Below are 16,912 nucleotides of genomic sequence, written 5' to 3'. Positions count from 1 at the left end.
AGGCTGGGTCAGTCCACGGTTTCCACCGCGACCCGCGGGGGCCACGAGTCCGTGCGCAGGATTTCCAGCACGAACGCCCGCGAGATCAACGCGACCCGGTTCGGTGCCTGGAGCTTGTCGGACAGCACGCGCACGTGGTAGTCGATGGTCTTCGAACTGAGGTACAGCTCCCGCGACAACCGCCCGCTGGAGAACCCGGCCGCGACGCCTTCCAGGATCCTCGCCTGGGTGGAGCTCAGCATCAGACAGCCGACCGGGTCGTGCGGTTCGTGCTTGCGGACGCAGCCCGAGTGGGGTTCGCAGTTCTTCTGCCCGGAGTACATGGCACCCGTCCATTCCCGTACAGCTCTGACCGGAAAGGGGATTCAGTCTTGTGTCCACAGTGGAACAACTTGTGCGGGCGGCGGTGACAACGTTGGCAGCGCGCGACGCGGTGTCGTGCCTGCCAGGTTCGCGGGCCCACCCGTGGCGGGCCCGCGAACCGGAGTGACCGTGTCAGGACGCCGCGGGAGCCGCACCTCCCGCCGGTGTTCGCACCGCGGCCTTCTCCCGCAGGTCGGGCAGGAAGGTCATCACGATCGCGGCGCAGGCCATGAAACCCGCGCACACCAGCAGACCCGCGCCGAAGCCCGACCCGGCCGCCAGCGCGCCCAGCGTGAGTGGCGCGAACGCCGACACGCCACGGCCGATGTTGAAGCAGAAGCCGGCGCCGGTCGTGCGCACCCGCGTCGGGAACAGCTCGCCGAGGTACGCCCCGAAGATGCCCGCGTAGGCCGCGAAGAACGCGAACAGCGGGCCCAGCCACAGCAGCGCCGTCTGGTCGGCCGCCACCACGTACAGCGGCAGGGTGACCGCGACCCCGGCGAGCGACAGGACCAGCGCGTTCTTGCGGCCGATCCGGTCGGCGATGATGCCGAAGACGTTGTAGCCCACGAACATGCCGATGTTGAGCACCGTCAGGAACAACGCGACCGTGGTGGCGGGGATGCCCTTGTCGCCCTGGAGGTAGGTGGGCAGCCACGTGGACGCGCCCCACGCCCCGAACATCGCGAAGCTGGTCACGATCACGCCGAGCGTCGTGCGCCTGCGCAGTTCGGGGGAGAAGATCTCGCTCACCTTCACCGGCGTGGTCTTCTGCTGGGCCCACTCGGCCGACTCGCGGAAGAACAGCCCGACGATCAGCAGCGGGATCACCACGCCGGCGCCGCCGAGGAAGAACAGCAGGCGCCAGTCCGGCAGCAGCGCGCCCGACATCACTGCGGCGACGATGCCGCCGACGGGGAAGGAGCTCAGCACGAACGCGACGGCCCGGCCCCGTTGCGCGGCGGGCCAGGTCTCGACCACGTACGCCGACACCACACCCCACACGCCGCCGAGACCCATGCCCGCGAGGAACCGCAGCGCCACGAACAACGTGAAGGTCGGCACCACCGCGATCGCCGCGGTGAACACGCCGAACACCGCGAGCGACAGCATCAGCGCCCGCTTGCGGCCGTAGTTGTCGGCGAGCCAGCCGACGGTCACGCTGCTCACGCCGATGCCGAGCAACGTGGCCGTGGCGAGCAGGCCGCCCTGCGTGGTCGTGAGTTGCAGATCAGCCCGGATCACGGGGAGTGCGAACGACAGCAGCAGGATCTCCAGCGCGTCGAACATGTACGCGACGAACGAGCCGATGAGCACCACCCACCGGTTGGAACCATTCACGCGAACCAGTCCATTCCTGTCATTGTCCAAAAAGGACGGATACTCGCCTTTGGCCACCGGCGGACTGACAATTCCCCGGCCTCGTCCGACGCTACGAAAGACCTCCGCCGGCGGTCAACCGCAGACCGGCGCACACCGCTAATACTGTGGTCCCGCAGGGGTTCGGGTGCGGTAAGGGCGACAGGACACCGACGGAAGGTACGGGCCAGTTGAGATGCGGCCCGCGCCTTGCTTCGCAAGCGAAACAGTTGCCTTTGCAGACCGGACGGAATTCAAACACACTCCGAGCCGACTCGGGCGCTTCCCGGTCACAATCTCGGGCATTTCGAGTCTTAAGGCAAGTTTAAAACGGGTGGTTGAACGCACTCGCCAGGTCGGCCCTGCTCACCACGCCGAGCTTGCGGTACGAGTTCGTCAGGTGTTTCTCCACCGTCCGCGTGCCCACTGAGAGCGCTTCCGCGATCTCCTGGTTCGACCGGCCCTGAGCGGCCAGCGCGACGACTTTCCGTTCGGTGCGGGTGAGGTCCGCGCGGCGGACGTCCCCGCGCAGGTGCGTGGCCGCCTGCCTGGCCAGACGATGATCTCCGCAGGTGAGCGCGATGTCGTGGCACGCCTGGAGATGCGCGGCGGCGGCCGGCCCGGAGCGTTCCCGCAGGCGCAGTCCCAGTGTCAGGTGGGTGCGGGCGAGTTCTACCCGGTTGGCCGATTGTGAGAGCGCATCCATAGCCGACTGCAACAGGTCCAGGCTCTCGGCGCCGTCGGTCAGTCCGCCGAGCACCCTGCGCGCCCGCCCGATCCCCGCCGGGGCACCCCACTCGAGCGCGCGTTCGAGGTTCTCCTCGGCGAGAATCCTGGCCGCGTCGACGTTCCCGAGCTGCTGGTGCAGCCGGGCCGCCGCCGTGCGCCACGGGAAGAGCACGACGTTGCGCCAGCCCAGCCGGTCCAGCCGCGCGCCCGCGTCGAGCAGCAGCCGCAGGCCACCGGGGGAGTCGCCCCTGGCGGCCGCGTCGGCGCCGCGCACCAGGTCGAGTGCGGCGGCGGTCCCCGGGTTGTCCACTTCGGACGGAACGGCGGCCAGCAGCCGTGCGCACAGCTGCTCGTCCTGGAGCTTGAGCGCCACCGCGGCGAGGTCGAGCAGGGCGTCCTGGCCGACCGGCCCGTCCAGCGCTCGTGCGGTCAGCCGTCGCGCTTCGGCGAGGTCTCCGACGTGGGCCGCCACCAGCCCGTCGGTGACGGCTGCGGGCGGGGAGTCGGCCGCGCACAGGACCTTCACGAGCAGACGCGTCATCTCGGCCGTCGGCGAGCGGGCGAGCAGGTGCTCGGCCAGCGCGGCGATCTCGTGCGCGGGGGTGCGGGCCTGCAACGTCGCCGAGTGCGCGAGCACCGCGAGCAGTTCCCGTTCCGCGTCGCTGTCCGGCCCGACCGCCTTCAGCCTCGCGGTGGCGTCGACGAGCTCGGAGGGATCGGTGTGCCCGGCGTACCGCGCGCGTGCTTCGAGGCGCACCACCAGGTCGGGCTCGCGCACATCCCGCCCGACGTCGTCGAGGACGTCCCGCACGAGGGGCAGCGCGGTGCCGAGTGCCGTGACGGGAATCTTCAGCACAGCTTCAGCTCGCGCGCGCCCCGCCGGCAGCAACTCGACCGCGTAACACAGGTGCTGCAAGGCGAGCAGCGTGTTCGTCCCGCACTCGGCGACCGCGAGGTCGACCAGCGTCGCGGCCCGCCCTGGCCCCACGACGGCCCGCCGCAGGTAGGTGACCGCGTTCGGCCCGGTTCGCGCTGCCTCCCGCAACACCTCGACGGCCCACTCGTCCAGCGGCGCCCCGGAAGCGACGAGATGGTCCGCGACGTGCGCGACCGGCCGTCCCCGCTCGTGCAACAACACGGCGGCCGCCCGATGACAGTCGTCGGCGCTTTCCAAGACGACAGCGTCCGCCACGGCCTGCGCCACGAACTGCGGACGTCCCTGCGCCGTCACGAACCCGAGCGCCCGCAACGTCCGCACCGCCGACCCGCACACGCCCTCGTCCAGCCCGGTCAACGCACTGACCAGCTCGACCTCGGCATGCCGCCCGAGCACAGCCACCGCCCGCGCCACGTCCCGCACCGACTCGGGTTGCCGCCGCATGCACTCAGCCACCCGCCGCGCCGACCACACCACCGACGGCAACGCGGGCAACCGCACTACCGACCCGGGCAACGCACCGGCACCGGGTTCGCCCTCCCTGAGCGCCGCCACCACGAGCGCCCGCGAGGCAAGCCCGATCAACCACCGCACCGACGACGGATCCGCCCACTGCAGATCGTCCACCAGCACGACGACGAACCCGTCCGGCACGGGCCGAAGCTGCTCCACCACCCCGTAGTCCCAGCCGCGCTCAGCGGGATCACCGCTGGCGCGCAGCACGACCACCCCACCGGCCTGCGCGGCAACACCCCGCAGCAGTTCCGACTTCCCCGAGCCCATGGGCCCCCGAACCGTCACGAACGAGCCGACCCCGGCCCGCAGCGCCGTCGCGAGGTGCTCCGCCCCGGCCGCTCTGCCGGACACCACCTCACCCATGAGGAGGCCGATTGAGGTACGACGGGAAGAACCGCTCCACAAACGGCCGCGCACCCTCCCCGACAGGCATCGCGCGCACGACCTCCACGAACCCGAGCGTGTCCTCGACGATCTGCGGAAACCCCCACCGACCGGCCAACTCGCAGGCCTCGCCGATCAACACCTCGGCCCGCTCCACCTCACCGGCGGCCCGGCAACTCATCGCCGCCAGCAACCGCCACGGCAACACCGCGTTGCTGACCACCCCGACGTCCCGCAGCTGCCGCCCGCACTCGACGAACACCGCGGCCGCGCTCGCAGGCTCGGTCACCAGCGCAACCAGCCCGTGCGCGAACAACGTCCACGCCCGCCCAAATCCGTGCCCGCCCTCGACCGCCTCGCGGCCCAGCTCGGGCCCGCCCTCCACGGTCCCGCGGGCCAGCGCGAGGCGTGCCTCCTCCACCATCCCGGCCGCGAGCAGCAGCACCACCTCCAGCACCAGGTGCCGAGCGACGAACAGCGGCGACCAGCTGCGCCGAGGCAGTTCCGCCTCCACCCCGGCCAGATCCTCCGCCGCCTCGACCACCCGCCCCTGCCGCAGCAGCACCGCACACCGCAACAACATCGCCTCGGCGACCGCCACCCGAGCACCGCACCGCCGAGCGTCCACCAGCACGGCCCCGACCCCGGCGAGAGCGCTCTCGTACCGCGCGGCCCAGGACAGCACGTCAGCCGCCACCAGCCGAGGCGTGAACGGCCCAGGCCCACGCACCGCCAGCGCCCGTTCCGCCAGCGCCACCGCCTCGCTGTTCGCGCCACGCGCCAGCAACCAGGCCGTCACCCCTTGGCCGGCAGGGTCTGCCGGCACGGTCGGGTCCCGAGGCACTCCCAGCTCGCCGGGCTCGACGCTCTCCACGTACCAGCAGAGCGCCGTCAACACCGCCCGCTCCTCCGAGCCCACCTCAGGACGTGAGAGCGCACTCTCCAAGGCCCGCCGAGACGCACCGAACCGCTCCCGGCACGCCAGCACGTCCGCCGCCCGCACCCGAGCGCCCGCCACCGAGGCCCCACCCAGGTGCAGCACCGACGCAAGCCGCCGATCCGCAGCCTCCGGTGCCTCGTCGAGCTCGCACAACGCCAGCCGCACCAGAAGATCCGCCCGAGCAGCCTCGGACACCGACTCACGCACCGCCCTGGCCAGCAACCGCGCCGCCACCGCGGGCTGGTCCAACGCCCGCACCGCAGCCTCACGCCGCAACACCGGCAGAGCCCACGCCGTCCCGGTGGGGGGAGCGTCGAGCAGGATCGCGCTCACCCGCGAGAACCCCAGCGCGGCACGATGCGCGAGCACCGCCGCCCGCGCCCGCAACTCGTCACGCTGTTCCCCGCTCATCCCCGCGAGCACGGCACGAGCGACCCCACCGGCCAACTGGTCACCGCTGACCAGGCCGAGGAACTGCGCCCGGGCGAGCACCTGGTCGAGGTCCTCGACCGAAGTGAGCTCCCGGGCCAACGACCGTGAGCCGCACACCGCCAACGCCCGCAACACCTCGAGGTCCCGCGACGGCAGCAGGTGCAGGGTGCGCGCGACCAGGTCCTCGTCGGTGGCGGGCTCGGGCAGCCGGACCACGTACCAGGGTGGCGTGGTGATCGCGCCGTCCTCGGCGACCCCCGCGAGCACCTCCTCGGCCGGCGTGCCGAGCCCGGCGGTGGACAGCACCACCGCGACCGGGAAGCGGTGAATCCTGCGCAGCAACGCCCGCAGCAGTCCGCTGGAGGTCGAGTCCAGCCACTGCGCGTCGTCGAGCACGAGCAAGAGGGGCCCGGCCGTGAGATCCGCGGTGACCAGGCGGTGCACCGAACCGTCCACATCGGACTCGAACGGCGAGGTGCGGGCGGTGACCACGCGGGCACCGGTCATGTGCCGGGCGACGCGCCGCAGCACCGCCGTGCGACCGGATCCCGGCGGCCCGGTCACCTCGAACACGGCACCGCCACCGCGACGCAGACCTCGGTCGAGTTCGGTGACGAGTTCCTGTTCGGTGATCCTCCTGCTCACGCGGGAGTTCGGGCCTGCTGAGGCAGATCGCTGGTCACGGACGTGAGGCTATTGCGAGCTCAGTGACACGTCAACGATGTCAGGTCAGGTGGGCGAGGGCCGTCGACAGCTCACCGCGGCCCTGGACGCCGAGCTTTCGGTAAGCGTTCGTCAGGTGTTTCTCGACGACCCGCACGCCGACCCGCATGTGCTCGGCGATCTCCTGGTTGGACCGACCGGCCAGCGCGAGTTCCACGACCCGTTGCTGCGCCCCGGTGAGAGCGGGACCACTGTCGCGCTGCCGGTCCGCCGTCCGCCGTTCCAGCTGCCACCACGCCCTGGCCAGCTCGAACCGGTTGCCCGCCTCCTCCAGCACTGCCACGGCCTGGCGCAGCATCGTGACACCGGCCTGCCCGCCGGTCATCGAACCGAGGTGGCACAACGCCTTGCCGATCCCGGCCGCCGCACCCCACTCCGTCGCGAGCGCGTGCTGTTCGGCCGCCAGGTCACGGGCCTGGGCGACGTCGCCGAGCCGCCACAGCACCCGTGCCGCCTCCGTCCGCCACCCGAACAGCACGGGGTTGCGCCAGCCGAGGTCCTCCGCCTGGCACCCGGCCTCGCGGAACGAGGCGAGCGCCGCGCGCAGGTCCACGGCCGCCACCCCGGCCGCGCCGCACAGCATCCGGTGCGCCACCGACACCGCCGGTACGTGCGCGCGGTGCTCCAGCAGCGGGACCAGCCGGTGCACGAGCCTGTCGTCCTGCGTGTCGCAAGCGAGCGAGGCGAGCGTCACCAGCACCTCGGGCGCGAGCCACGGGCTGGTGAGAACGCTCTCCGCAAGAGCGCGCGCCGCCGTGATCCGGCCGCTGTGCAGGTGCACCAGCACCTGCTCGGCCTCGACGAGGACTCCTGCGCGTTCGGCCAGCCACCCGGCCGCGAGGTCCACCGCCCCGGCCGCGCACAACGTCGTCACCAGGCTCGCGATCGGCGTGTGGACGTGATCGGAGGCCGCGGGCGTCTCGGCCAGCAGCCGTCGAGCCGCCGCCGCGACGTCGTCCGCCCGCCACACCGACCTGATCGTCGCGCAGTGCAGCCGCGCCGCCCGCACCTCACGGCCGGCGCTCGTCGCGGGGAAGGTCTCGTCGAGCCGGTCGAAGCAGGCCCCGCGCGGGGCCAGGCAATGCGCGTGGTGCGACCGCGCCGAGATCCGCAGCGCGAGGTCCCGCAGCACGTCGTCGTGCGGTGCCGCGCGCAGTTCCTCCTCGACGCCCTCGACGAGTTCCCGCACCGCCGCAGGAGCCTCGGCCAGCGCTCCCGGCACGAACCGGGCGACGATCGCCGCCCGTTCCCGCAGACCGGGCACCGTCCGCGCCGCCATCGCCAGGTGCGCCACGGCCGCCGCGCCGTCGACACCCCGTTCGGCGGTGGCGAGGTCGGTGAGCAACGCCGCCCGCCGCGGGCCCGGCTCCGGCTGTTCGAGCACCGCCCGCCGCAGGTACTCGACCGCGACCTCCGGCGCACCCCGCCGCAACGCCACCTCCGCCGCGAGCCGCAGCACCTCCACGGCCCACCACCCCTGCGCGGACGTGATCGCCAGCAACCGCCCGGCCACGACCTCGGCCGGCGCGCCCGCGTCGTGCAGCAGCCGGACCGCCCCGGCCTGCAACCGCGCACGGTCGGCGGGCGCCATCGTCTCCTCGACCGCCTCCCGCACGACGTCGTGCGTGAACAGGAACGCCCACCGGTCGACGAGCCCGAGCAGGTCCAACGCCCGTACCGCGGTCGCGCACCCGACCTCGTCCACCCCGGCGAGTGCCGCGATCGACCGGGCGTCCGCGTCGTCACCCAGGACCGCCATCGCGTCCAGCACGGCCCGCACCCGCGCCGGTTGTGCCCGCAGACAGGCGACGACCTTCGGCCGCGCGTTCTCGTCGAGGTGCGGAGGCCGCAGCGCCACCACGTGATCGGCCTGCCGGACGACCTCCTCCACCAGCACCGAGTCGGAACCCACGTCGCCGTCGCGCACGCAGACCACCAGCACCGCCCGGATCCGGCCCGCCGCCCGCGCCAGCACCCGCAACGACTCGTCGTCCGCCCACTGCAGGTCGTCCACGCAGATCAGGCCGGCGGCGGCGGGCAGGTCGTCCGCTCCGCCGGTGAGCTGACGGACCACCCCGAACGGGAAGTCCTTCTCCTGCCTCGCCCCCCACGCCCGCAGCGCCGGGAGGCCGAGCCCTTCCGCGAGCCCGCGCGCGTCCTTGAGCACCGCGGAACGCCCGCACCCCAACGGTCCCCGCACCACCACGAGCGACCCGGTGCCGGACCTGAGCGCCGCCGCGATGACGTCGAGCCCGGTCATGCCGTGGTGCGCAGGCTGGTCTCGAGGTCCGCCCGCAACTCCACCCCGAGCTTGCGGTACACGTTGGACAGGTGGCTTTCGACGGTGCGCAGCGTGACGAACAGCTCGCCGGCGATCTCCCGGTTGGTGGCGCCCGCGGCGGCGAGTTCGGCCACCCGCCGTTCCTGCCCGCTCAACGCGTCCGCGGGTCGCGCGCCCAGCTTCGGCATGCGGCCACCGGCGAGCACGAGCAGGTCCCGCGCCTCCTGTGCCGCCGCCCGGTCACCGAGCCGGAGGGACAGGTTGACCGCGGCCCGCAGGTGTTCGCGCGCGCCCTTCGCATCGCCGTCCGCCAGCAGCGACTCGCCCAGCAACCGCACGGCGCGCGCGTGCAACGGCCGTGCGGACGTCTCGGCCAGTTCCGTGATCGCGCTCTCCAGCAACGCGACCGCCGCCTCGCCCCCGGCCGCCACGCCGCTCGCCATCAGGCTGAGCCCCGTCGCCTCAGGGGTGTCCCACCGTTGCGCGCACCGCACCCCGTACGCGGCGAGGTCGGCGGCCTCCTCCCGCAGTTCCAGCCGCACCAGCAGGCACGCGGCGTCGAGCCACCAGGGAGCCCACACCGGGTTGTGCACGCCCGCGTCCATCAGCTGCCGCCCGCACTCCAGCAGCAGGTCCACCGCGCCGTGGAGGTCACCGCGGGCCCGTCGCGCGGTCGCCTTGTGGATCATCACCGGCCCGTACGTCCAGCCGAACCTGGGCTCCCCGGCCCGGTCGAGGTACACCTCGGCCTCGGCGAGTTCGCCGCGCTTGAGCAGCACCGAGGCCATGGCCGCGCAGAGCAGCGAGACCTCCGCCGGTTCCGCGACCTCGAACGCACTCCGCGCCACGGCGTGGGCCTGCGCGATGTCCCCGATCCGTTCCAGCAGCCCGGCCTTGGTCGCGAGCGCCACCGCGTCGAGCGATCCCGCCGTGCCGATCACCCGGTCCAGCGCGGCCAGCCCCTCGGCCGACGCCCCGCACACCCCGAGCACCGCGGCCGCCGTCACCGCGGGCCCGGCGTGCGCCATCGGCCCCGGCAGCAGTCCCAGCCGGGCCAGCGCCACGGTCTCCGCGACGGACTCACCGGCCAGCATCTCCGCCTGGGCGGCCACCCCGGCGACCAGGCGCCCGGACGCGGTGTCGGCCACCCGCCGCGACGACAGGCGGTACCGTTCGAGCACCCGCGCCGTGCTGTCCCGCTCACCCAGCCCGACCGTGAGCAGCACCGCGTGCACCTGCGGCAGCAACTCGTCGTCGACCCCGGCCGCCTCGCCCTGGTCCATGATCAGCGCGAGCCGTTCGAACGCGTTCTCGCACCACGTGCCCGCCACGGCGAGCAGTCCCACCCGGCACAGGATCCGCACCTTCTCGCCGATGTCGGAGAGCTGGTCGACCACCTCGGCGAGCCGGGGGACCGCCACGTCGGCGCCCATCAGGACCAGCACGTCGGCCAGTTCCACCACCGCGGCCGCGTGGTCCGGCACCTGCTCGAGCACCCGCGTCAGATACCGCTCGGCCGTGTCCAGGTCCCCGCGCCGCACCGCCGCGGCCGCCGCTTCCCGCAACGCACACCACATCCACGCCTCGGGCAACTCCGGCAACCACACGAGCTGCCCCGCGACCTCCTCGACCGGCCGCCCCTCGTCGGCCAGCAGCACGGCGGCCCGCCGCCGCAACTCCGCCAGCGCGGCCGTGGGCACGGCCGACAGCACGGCCCCGGAGACGTCCTCGTGCCGGAACGCCGACCCGGCCAGCACGTCCCTGCGCCGCAACGAGTCCACCGCCCCGGCGACGAACGGCTCCGGCAGTCTCAGCAACCGCCCCACGGTCCGGGCGTCGGCCGTCCCGAGCACCGCGATGGCCCGAGCCACCTCCGGCACGTGGGGTTCCTCCAGCAGGTGCGGCAGACACCCGGTCGCCATCCGCCGCCCGATCTCACCGGCCACCTCGACCCCGCGCGCGTCCGGTCGCACCTGCCGCTCGGCCAGTGCGTCCAGCAACCTCCGCAGCAGCAAGGGGTTCCCGCCGCTCGCTCGTTCGCACGCCAGCGCGAACGCCGGAGCGACCGGGGAATCGAACGCCCGCTCGACGACCTCCAGCACGTCGGCCCCGGCCAGCGGCGCGAGATCCACCACCGTCACGGGCCCGAGTTCGGCGAGTTCCGCGCGGACCGGGTCAGCCGCGCCGGCCAGCACCACCACCAACGGCAGCTCGGCGGCCCGCCGCACCAGGAACCCGACCCATCGCGACGTCACGGCGTCCACGTCGTCGAGGAGCACGACGAGCGGCCGTTGCGCCATCAGCTCCACGGCGATCCGGTGCAACTCGGACAACGCCGCGTAGTCGCCCACCTCGACGTCCGGCGCACCCCACCACACCGTCACGTCGTGAGCTGCGAGCTCGTCCCGCACGGCGGCCAGCAGAGTGCTCTTGCCCGCCCCGCGCGACCCGCGCACGAACGCCAGGCGCACGCCCTCGTGCCGGCCGACCACCGCCAGCCGGACCAGGCTCTCGCACTCCACCTCTCGACCGACCAGGTCAGTCACAGCCGCTCCCCGATCACTCGGACGAGGCCCGAGCCACTTCGCCATGTCACGATTCGCGTTCGATCGGCACCTTTCCGTAACCAATACGAGTGACGCAAGCTCCGCGAGGGGGAACAAAATTCCCGGAACGGACAGCGGCCCCGCCGTCAGCCCAGTTCCGCGAGGAACTCCGCCCGCGTGCGGTCGATGCGCGAGCTCAACTCCAGCAGCGCCGCACTCGTGCCCGCCTCCCGTTCCGCGCGAGCCACCGTGCGTGCCTCCTCGAACTGGCCGCGCAGCAACGCCGCCAGCTGCCCGTCGAAGGCGGCCGGGTCCGCGTGCGCGGCGGCGGCCAGTTCGGCGGCCGTGATCATGCCGGGCATGTCGTGCCCGTCGTGCTGGTCGCTCTCCGGCTTGCCCGCCTCCGCGAGCACCGCCCGCACCTGGGTCAGCTCGTTCCGGTAGAGCGCTTCCACCTTCCCCGCCAACGGTCGCAACGCCGAGTCCGGACGGCTCGCGGTGAGGGCGAGCGCGGCGAGTGCGGACTCGTTCTGCGGGATCAGCAGGTCCGCGAACGCCAGATCGGTGGCGGACAACGTGACCGGTGGTGCCCCGGCCGGAGCTGCGGCCGGGGCACCACAGGCCGTCACCGCGAGGAGTGCCGCGATGAGGAGTGCTCGCACTACGGGCGTCCGTCCGGCCCGCACTTGACGATCCGGTTGATGCAGTCACGTACCCGTTGCGCCATCTCGGCTTCCGGCCACACGTTGAAGAAGTCGCCGTGCATGGTGAACCCGGGCCCGGACGACAACTTGAACCGCGCCGGGTCACCGCTGACCGGGTACCGCAGCACCTGCCGCAACTTCGGCACGGGCACCGGGTGCGTGGCGGGGCACTCGGCGTTGACCGGGTACGCCATGTGGCTCTTGTGGTCGGCGGAGTCGAGGTCCTTGCCGTTCCAGCACTGCGGGAAGTCCAAATAGGACTCCATCATCGTGCCGGACGGGCAGTTCACGAAGTCCTTGGACGCGCCGACGTGGCCTGCGTGCAGACACGACCACCGCGACATCGTGGAGCCGTCCGGCGCGGTCGCCTTGGCGTTGCCCGCGACGATGCGCAACCCGTGCGGCAACGGCTGAATGCGCGCCGTCACGTCGTCGCGCACACCCTCGCCGAGGTAGTAGAACGTGGTGCCGGTCGGCTCGACGGGCTGGCCGTCGACCAGCAGCGTGGGCACCCAGTACGACGACAGGTCGGCCTTGGGGTTGCAGCTGCTGCGCCCCTTCTCCAGGCTGCCCACGTCCGAGCGGGCGTTCGTGGAGTCGTTGCCGAAGAAGCTGTGCATGTGCGAGGCGCCGGGCAGGTTGGGCAGCACGATCGGGTCGTCGGGAAGCCGGTGCGTGAAAGGACACTCCGCGACGAACTCCGCCACGCGCACGGCGTTCGGCGGAATCGGTTCCTGCGGCCGGACCGGTGCGACGGCGGCCTGCGTGGTCTCGGCCGGCGCCGAGGACGTCACGGCGGGCGCTGCCGCCGTGCTGGTCGTCGTCGTGCTCGCGAGCGAGGGCGGCACGACGGTGGTCGAGAACGCCTGATCGGCGTGAGGAATCGCGGGCGGGGTGAAGAACATCGCGTTCGCGGTCACGGCGGAGGCCGCGACACCCGCCACGGCGAGCGCGGCGATCCACACGCGACGCCGCACCCGTGAACTGGGGACGAGGGGCATTGACTTCCTTCCGGGCAGGGCGAACCGGCACAGGCCGGTCCGGTGTCTTCTGCTCAGGAGATGCCCAGGTCACCAGGAGATAACAGAAACTCCGCGACGAGTTTCCCGTCCTGAGTGGAGTGCCGTGACCTACCGCTCAGTTCCGGTGGCTTCCGGAGATGTGCACTTAGGTTAGGCTCCCCTCATGTCGACGGGTGAAGGTGACGTGCTGGCCGGGCGGGCCCTGGTGCTGGCACACCAGGAGCACGAGGTCGTGCACGGTGTGTCGGTCGAGCTCACGCCGGGCACCGTCACGGCGCTCGTCGGCCCCAACGGGTCCGGCAAGTCGACGATCCTGCGGTCGCTCGCCCGCCTGCACCGGCCGAAGGTCGGCGAGGTGCACCTCGGCGAGCGCACCGTCTGGCGCGGTTCCCCGTTGTCGGGCAAGGAGTTCGCGCGCCAGGTCACGTTGCTCACCCAGCAGCGGCCGACGCCTTCGGGGGTGTCGGTCGAGGACGTCGTGGGCTACGGGCGCCACCCGTACCGCCAGGGCTGGCGGGGCACCGACCCGGACGGCAAGGCCGCCGTCACCAAGGCGATGGCGATGACCGGTGTCGCGGAGATGGCCGGTCGCGGCGTGGACGAGCTGTCCGGTGGCGAACTGCAACGGGTGTGGCTCGCGTCGTGCCTGGCCCAGGAGACGTCCGTGCTGCTGCTCGACGAGCCGACCAACCACCTCGACCTGCGCTACCAGGTCGAGATCCTCGACGTCGTGCGCGATCTCGCCGACGACCACGGCGTCGCCGTCGGGGTCGTGCTGCACGACCTCGACCACGCGGCGATCATCGCCGACCGCGTCGTCCTGCTGGCGGAAGGGCGGGCCCTCGCCGCCGGCGCGGTCAAGGAGGTGCTCACGGCCGAGCACCTGACCGAGGCGTACGGCGTGGTCGTGCACGTCGCGGACGACCCGGTCACCGGAACCCTGCACTGCCGCCCCGTCGGCCGGCACACCCCGCGCGTCTGAACCACTACTCGGAAGGCTCGTCATGCGTTTCCCCGTCCTGGTCGCGGTCGTCGCGATCGCTCTGACCGCTTGCGGTACAACGGAAACACCGCAAAACCAGCCCAGTGAGAACACGGGTGGCCCGGTCACGGTCACCGACTCGCGCGGCAAGGCGGTGGAGTTGAAGTCCGCCGCGAAGCGCGTCGTCGTGCTCGAGTGGGGCGAGGCCGAGATGGTCGCGTCGCTGGGCGTGATGCCCGTCGGAGTCGCAGACACGGCCGGTTACAAGACGTGGGCCACGGCCGTTCCGCTCGACGCCTCGGTCAAGGACGTCGGCAAGCGCGGCGAACCGAGCGTGGACGCGATCGTCGCGCTCAACCCGGAGGTCGTGATCATGGCGGCCGAACGCGACTCGACCGTGGTGCCGCAGCTGGAGAAGTACGTGCCGGTCGTGGTCACGAAGTCCAGTGACGCCGCCCGCAACTTCGACCGGTTGCGCGAGGACCTGAAGATGATCGCGCAGGCCGTGGGCAAGACGGCGGAGGCGGACAAGCTGCTGTCCGAAATGGACACCAAGCTGGCCGACGGCAAGAAGGCGTTGGCGGCCAAGGCGGGCACACCGTTCTTCATGGCCGACGGCTGGCTCGAGGGCAGCACCGTCAGCATCCGGCCGTTCGGCAAGGGATCCCTGGTCTCCGACACCGCGGAACAGTTGGGGCTCAAGAACGCGTGGACCGGGCAGGTCGACCCGCAGTGGGGTCTCGGCCAGACCGACGTCGAGGGGCTGACCGCGCTGACCGACCCGAACACCGTGCTGTTCTACAGCGCGTCGGAGGACGACGTGTTCACCACCGGCCTCGCCCAGAACCCGGTGTGGCAGCGACTTCCCTTCGTGGTGGCCAAGAAGGTCCACAAGCTGGAGCCGGGCACCTGGACGTTCGGTGGTCCGAAGTCCGTCGGGCACATCGCCGACCAGATCGTGAAAGCCGTCGCCTGACCGTGCGCAACGTCGTCGTCGCGGCGGCGAGCGTGGTGCTGATCGCACTGCTCGCCGCCGTCCACCTCACCCAGGGCACTGCCGACACCGGCGTCCTCGACGTGCTGCGCGCCGTCGTCGGAGCCGGTGACGAGCAGACCTACGCCGTCCTGACCGGCTCCCGGATGCCGCGGCTGCTCACCGCTCTGCTGCTCGGCGTGGCACTCGGTGTCGCCGGTGCGGGCATGCAGTCCGTGGCGCGCAACCCGTTGGCGGCACCGGACACGCTCGCCGTGAACGCCGGTGCCTACCTGGCGGTCGTCGCGGTGTCCGCGTTCGGCGTGACGCTGCCGACGTTGCCCGCCGGTGCGACGGCGTTCGTCGGGGCATTGGCCGCCGCGGCCGTGGTGCTGGGCCTGTCCGGTGCGGCGTCGGCGACCCCGCGCCTGGTCCTGGTCGGCTCGGCCGTGACGCTGGCGTTGCAGTCCATCACGATCCTGCTCCTGCTGTTCTACGAACAGGAAACGGCGGGCATGTTCGCGTGGGGGAGCGGCTCGCTGAGCGTCGCGAACCTCGACGCCACCGCCCAGATGGCGCCGATCGTGCTCGCGGCGATCATCGCGTTGCTGGCCATGAGCCGGTCGCTGGACGTCCTCGCGCTGGGCGACGACAACGCGACCGTCCTCGGCCTGAACGTGCGCCGCACCCGTGTCGGCGCGGTGCTGCTGACCGTGGCGCTCACCGCTGCGGCGGTGACGGTGGCCGGACCTGTCGGGTTCGTGGGCCTCTGCGCGCCGGTGATCACCCGCCTGCTCATGTCCGCCGGTGGCCGCCATCGCGTTCTGCTTCCCCTGTCCGGACTTCTGGGCGTCGTGCTGGTGCTCGGCGCGGACGTGGTGCTGCGCGCCGTGATGGGGTCCGCCGCCGCACTGCGCGTGCCGACCGGCGTGATCACCACGGTCGTCGGCGCGGTCGTGCTGGTGTGGCTGGCCCGTCGCAGCCGGCCGGGCGGCACCCGCAGGCAGGCACCGGCGGGCCGTGTCGGCGTGGCCGGATCACGTCGGCGTCTCGTCGTCACGGGTGCCGCCGTCGCGGCGTTGCTGGTGGCCGCGCCACTCGTCGGCATGCTGCTGGGTGACCGGCTGGTGCTGTTCGGCGACCTCGCGAACTGGCTGTCCGGCCGCACCGGCACCGCGCTGACGTTCGTGCTCGACCAACGCCTGCCGCGCGTCCTCGCCGCGCTGACCGCCGGTGCGGCGCTGGCGGTGTCCGGCTGCGGCATCCAGGCGGTGAGCCGCAACCCCCTCGCCGAACCCGGCCTGCTCGGCATCACCGCCGGTGCGGGACTCGGCGCGATCGGCCTGATCACCTTCGTGCCGCTGGCCGGCGCGTGGCAGATCGCGGGCGCGGCCGGAGCGGGCGCCGCGCTGGCGTTCGTGCTGGTCTACGTCCTGGCCTGGCGGTCGGGCCTGGACTCCGACCGGCTGGTGATCATCGGCATCGGCCTGTGGTCCGGCGGGATGGCGCTGATCACGTTGATCATCGTGACCTCCGACCCGTGGAACACGGCCAAGGCGCTCACCTGGCTCTCCGGCTCCACCTACGGCCGGACGCTCGACCAGGTCGTACCGGGCCTGCTCGCGCTCGCGATCCTGGTGCCGCTGCTGTGGTCCCGGCACCGCGAACTCGACCTGCACACCATCGACGACGACACCCCGCGCCTGCTCGGCCTGCCCCTGGAACGCTCCCGCCTGGTGATCCTCGCCGCGTGCGGCGTCCTCGCGTCGACGGCCGTGGCCGCGATCGGCGTGGTGGCCTTCGTCGGCCTCATCGCGCCACACCTGGCCCGTTCCCTGGTGGGCGGCCGGCACGCCCGCGTCGTCCCGGTGGCCGCGGCGATCGGCGCGATCCTGGTCAGCGCCGCCGACACCCTCGGACGCACCGTGATCGCTCCCGCGCAGATCCCCGCGGGCCTGGTCATCGCCCTGATCGGCACGCCCTACTTCGTCCTGGTGCTCTGGCGCACGCGCACCTGACTC

At 72.5% G+C, this 16,912-nt stretch carries 11 protein-coding genes; 3 read left to right on the top strand and 8 right to left on the bottom strand.

Annotation, left to right across the window (positions count from 1 at the left end):
- Positions 1 to 8 precede the first annotated feature (8 nt).
- The 8 genes from JNUCC0626_RS16435 to JNUCC0626_RS16400 form a co-directional block, all read right to left on the bottom strand.
- Positions 9 to 323: a LuxR C-terminal-related transcriptional regulator gene (locus JNUCC0626_RS16435; protein ID WP_394620630.1), complete on the bottom strand. Its 315-nt coding sequence runs from the start codon at positions 321 to 323 to the stop codon at positions 9 to 11.
- Between the two features lie 172 nt (positions 324 to 495).
- The gene (locus JNUCC0626_RS16430) at positions 496 to 1,704 is read right to left on the bottom strand and encodes an MFS transporter (protein WP_394620629.1); all 1,209 of its coding nucleotides are present in this window, start codon (positions 1,702 to 1,704) and stop codon (positions 496 to 498) included.
- Between the two features lie 343 nt (positions 1,705 to 2,047).
- Positions 2,048 to 4,255 carry a helix-turn-helix transcriptional regulator gene (locus JNUCC0626_RS16425; protein ID WP_394620628.1) on the bottom strand — a complete coding sequence of 736 codons (2,208 nt, stop codon included), beginning with the start codon at positions 4,253 to 4,255 and terminating at the stop codon, positions 2,048 to 2,050.
- 4 nt (positions 4,256 to 4,259) lie between these two features.
- Complete coding sequence (locus JNUCC0626_RS16420; RefSeq protein ID WP_394620627.1) at positions 4,260 to 6,305, bottom strand: hypothetical protein; 2,046 nt, start codon at positions 6,303 to 6,305, stop codon at positions 4,260 to 4,262.
- A 79-nt stretch (positions 6,306 to 6,384) separates the two neighbouring features.
- Positions 6,385 to 8,643, bottom strand: coding sequence for a helix-turn-helix transcriptional regulator (locus tag JNUCC0626_RS16415; protein WP_394620626.1), 2,259 nt, complete (start codon positions 8,641 to 8,643; stop codon positions 6,385 to 6,387).
- A complete protein-coding gene (locus JNUCC0626_RS16410; protein ID WP_394620625.1) occupies positions 8,640 to 11,210 on the bottom strand; it encodes a helix-turn-helix transcriptional regulator in 2,571 nt (856 codons plus the stop codon). The genes JNUCC0626_RS16415 and JNUCC0626_RS16410 overlap by 4 nt, the downstream gene beginning before the upstream one ends.
- 146 nt (positions 11,211 to 11,356) lie before the next feature.
- On the bottom strand, positions 11,357 to 11,872 hold the full coding sequence (locus JNUCC0626_RS16405) for a DUF305 domain-containing protein (RefSeq protein ID WP_394620624.1): 516 nt from the start codon (positions 11,870 to 11,872) through the stop codon (positions 11,357 to 11,359).
- Entirely contained in the window at positions 11,872 to 12,915 is a 1,044-nt protein-coding gene (locus JNUCC0626_RS16400; RefSeq protein WP_394620623.1) for a DUF1996 domain-containing protein, read from the bottom strand. Before JNUCC0626_RS16400 ends, JNUCC0626_RS16405 begins: the two co-directional genes overlap by 1 nt.
- A 184-nt stretch (positions 12,916 to 13,099) precedes the next feature.
- Here JNUCC0626_RS16400 and JNUCC0626_RS16395 point away from each other — a divergent pair, with 184 nt between their 5' ends.
- From JNUCC0626_RS16395 to JNUCC0626_RS16385, 3 genes are read left to right on the top strand one after another with little or no spacing between them, the layout of a single operon-like run.
- Positions 13,100 to 13,918 carry an ABC transporter ATP-binding protein gene (locus JNUCC0626_RS16395; protein ID WP_394620622.1) on the top strand — a complete coding sequence of 273 codons (819 nt, stop codon included), beginning with the start codon at positions 13,100 to 13,102 and terminating at the stop codon, positions 13,916 to 13,918.
- 22 nt (positions 13,919 to 13,940) lie between these two features.
- Positions 13,941 to 14,894, top strand: a complete 954-nt coding sequence (locus JNUCC0626_RS16390) for an ABC transporter substrate-binding protein (protein ID WP_394620621.1) — start codon at positions 13,941 to 13,943, stop codon at positions 14,892 to 14,894.
- Positions 14,895 to 14,896: 2 nt separating this feature from the next.
- Positions 14,897 to 16,909 carry an iron ABC transporter permease gene (locus JNUCC0626_RS16385; RefSeq protein WP_394620620.1) on the top strand — a complete coding sequence of 671 codons (2,013 nt, stop codon included), beginning with the start codon at positions 14,897 to 14,899 and terminating at the stop codon, positions 16,907 to 16,909.
- Positions 16,910 to 16,912: the final 3 nt, after the last annotated feature.

The organism is Lentzea sp. JNUCC 0626 (assembly GCF_043632865.1).
Taxonomy (GTDB): Bacteria; Actinomycetota; Actinomycetes; order Mycobacteriales; family Pseudonocardiaceae; genus Lentzea.
The sequence above is the reverse complement of the archived record's forward strand: the minus strand, read 5'-3'. Positions and strand labels throughout refer to the sequence as shown.

Coding starts and splice junctions, on each gene's coding strand:
- JNUCC0626_RS16435 (WP_394620630.1), bottom strand. CDS start 323: ATGTACTCCGGGCAGAAGAACTGCGAACCCCACTCGGGCTGCGTCCGC.
- JNUCC0626_RS16415 (WP_394620626.1), bottom strand. CDS start 8,643: ATGACCGGGCTCGACGTCATCGCGGCGGCGCTCAGGTCCGGCACCGGG.
- JNUCC0626_RS16400 (WP_394620623.1), bottom strand. CDS start 12,915: ATGCCCCTCGTCCCCAGTTCACGGGTGCGGCGTCGCGTGTGGATCGCC.
- JNUCC0626_RS16395 (WP_394620622.1), top strand. CDS start 13,100: ATGTCGACGGGTGAAGGTGACGTGCTGGCCGGGCGGGCCCTGGTGCTG.
- JNUCC0626_RS16390 (WP_394620621.1), top strand. CDS start 13,941: ATGCGTTTCCCCGTCCTGGTCGCGGTCGTCGCGATCGCTCTGACCGCT.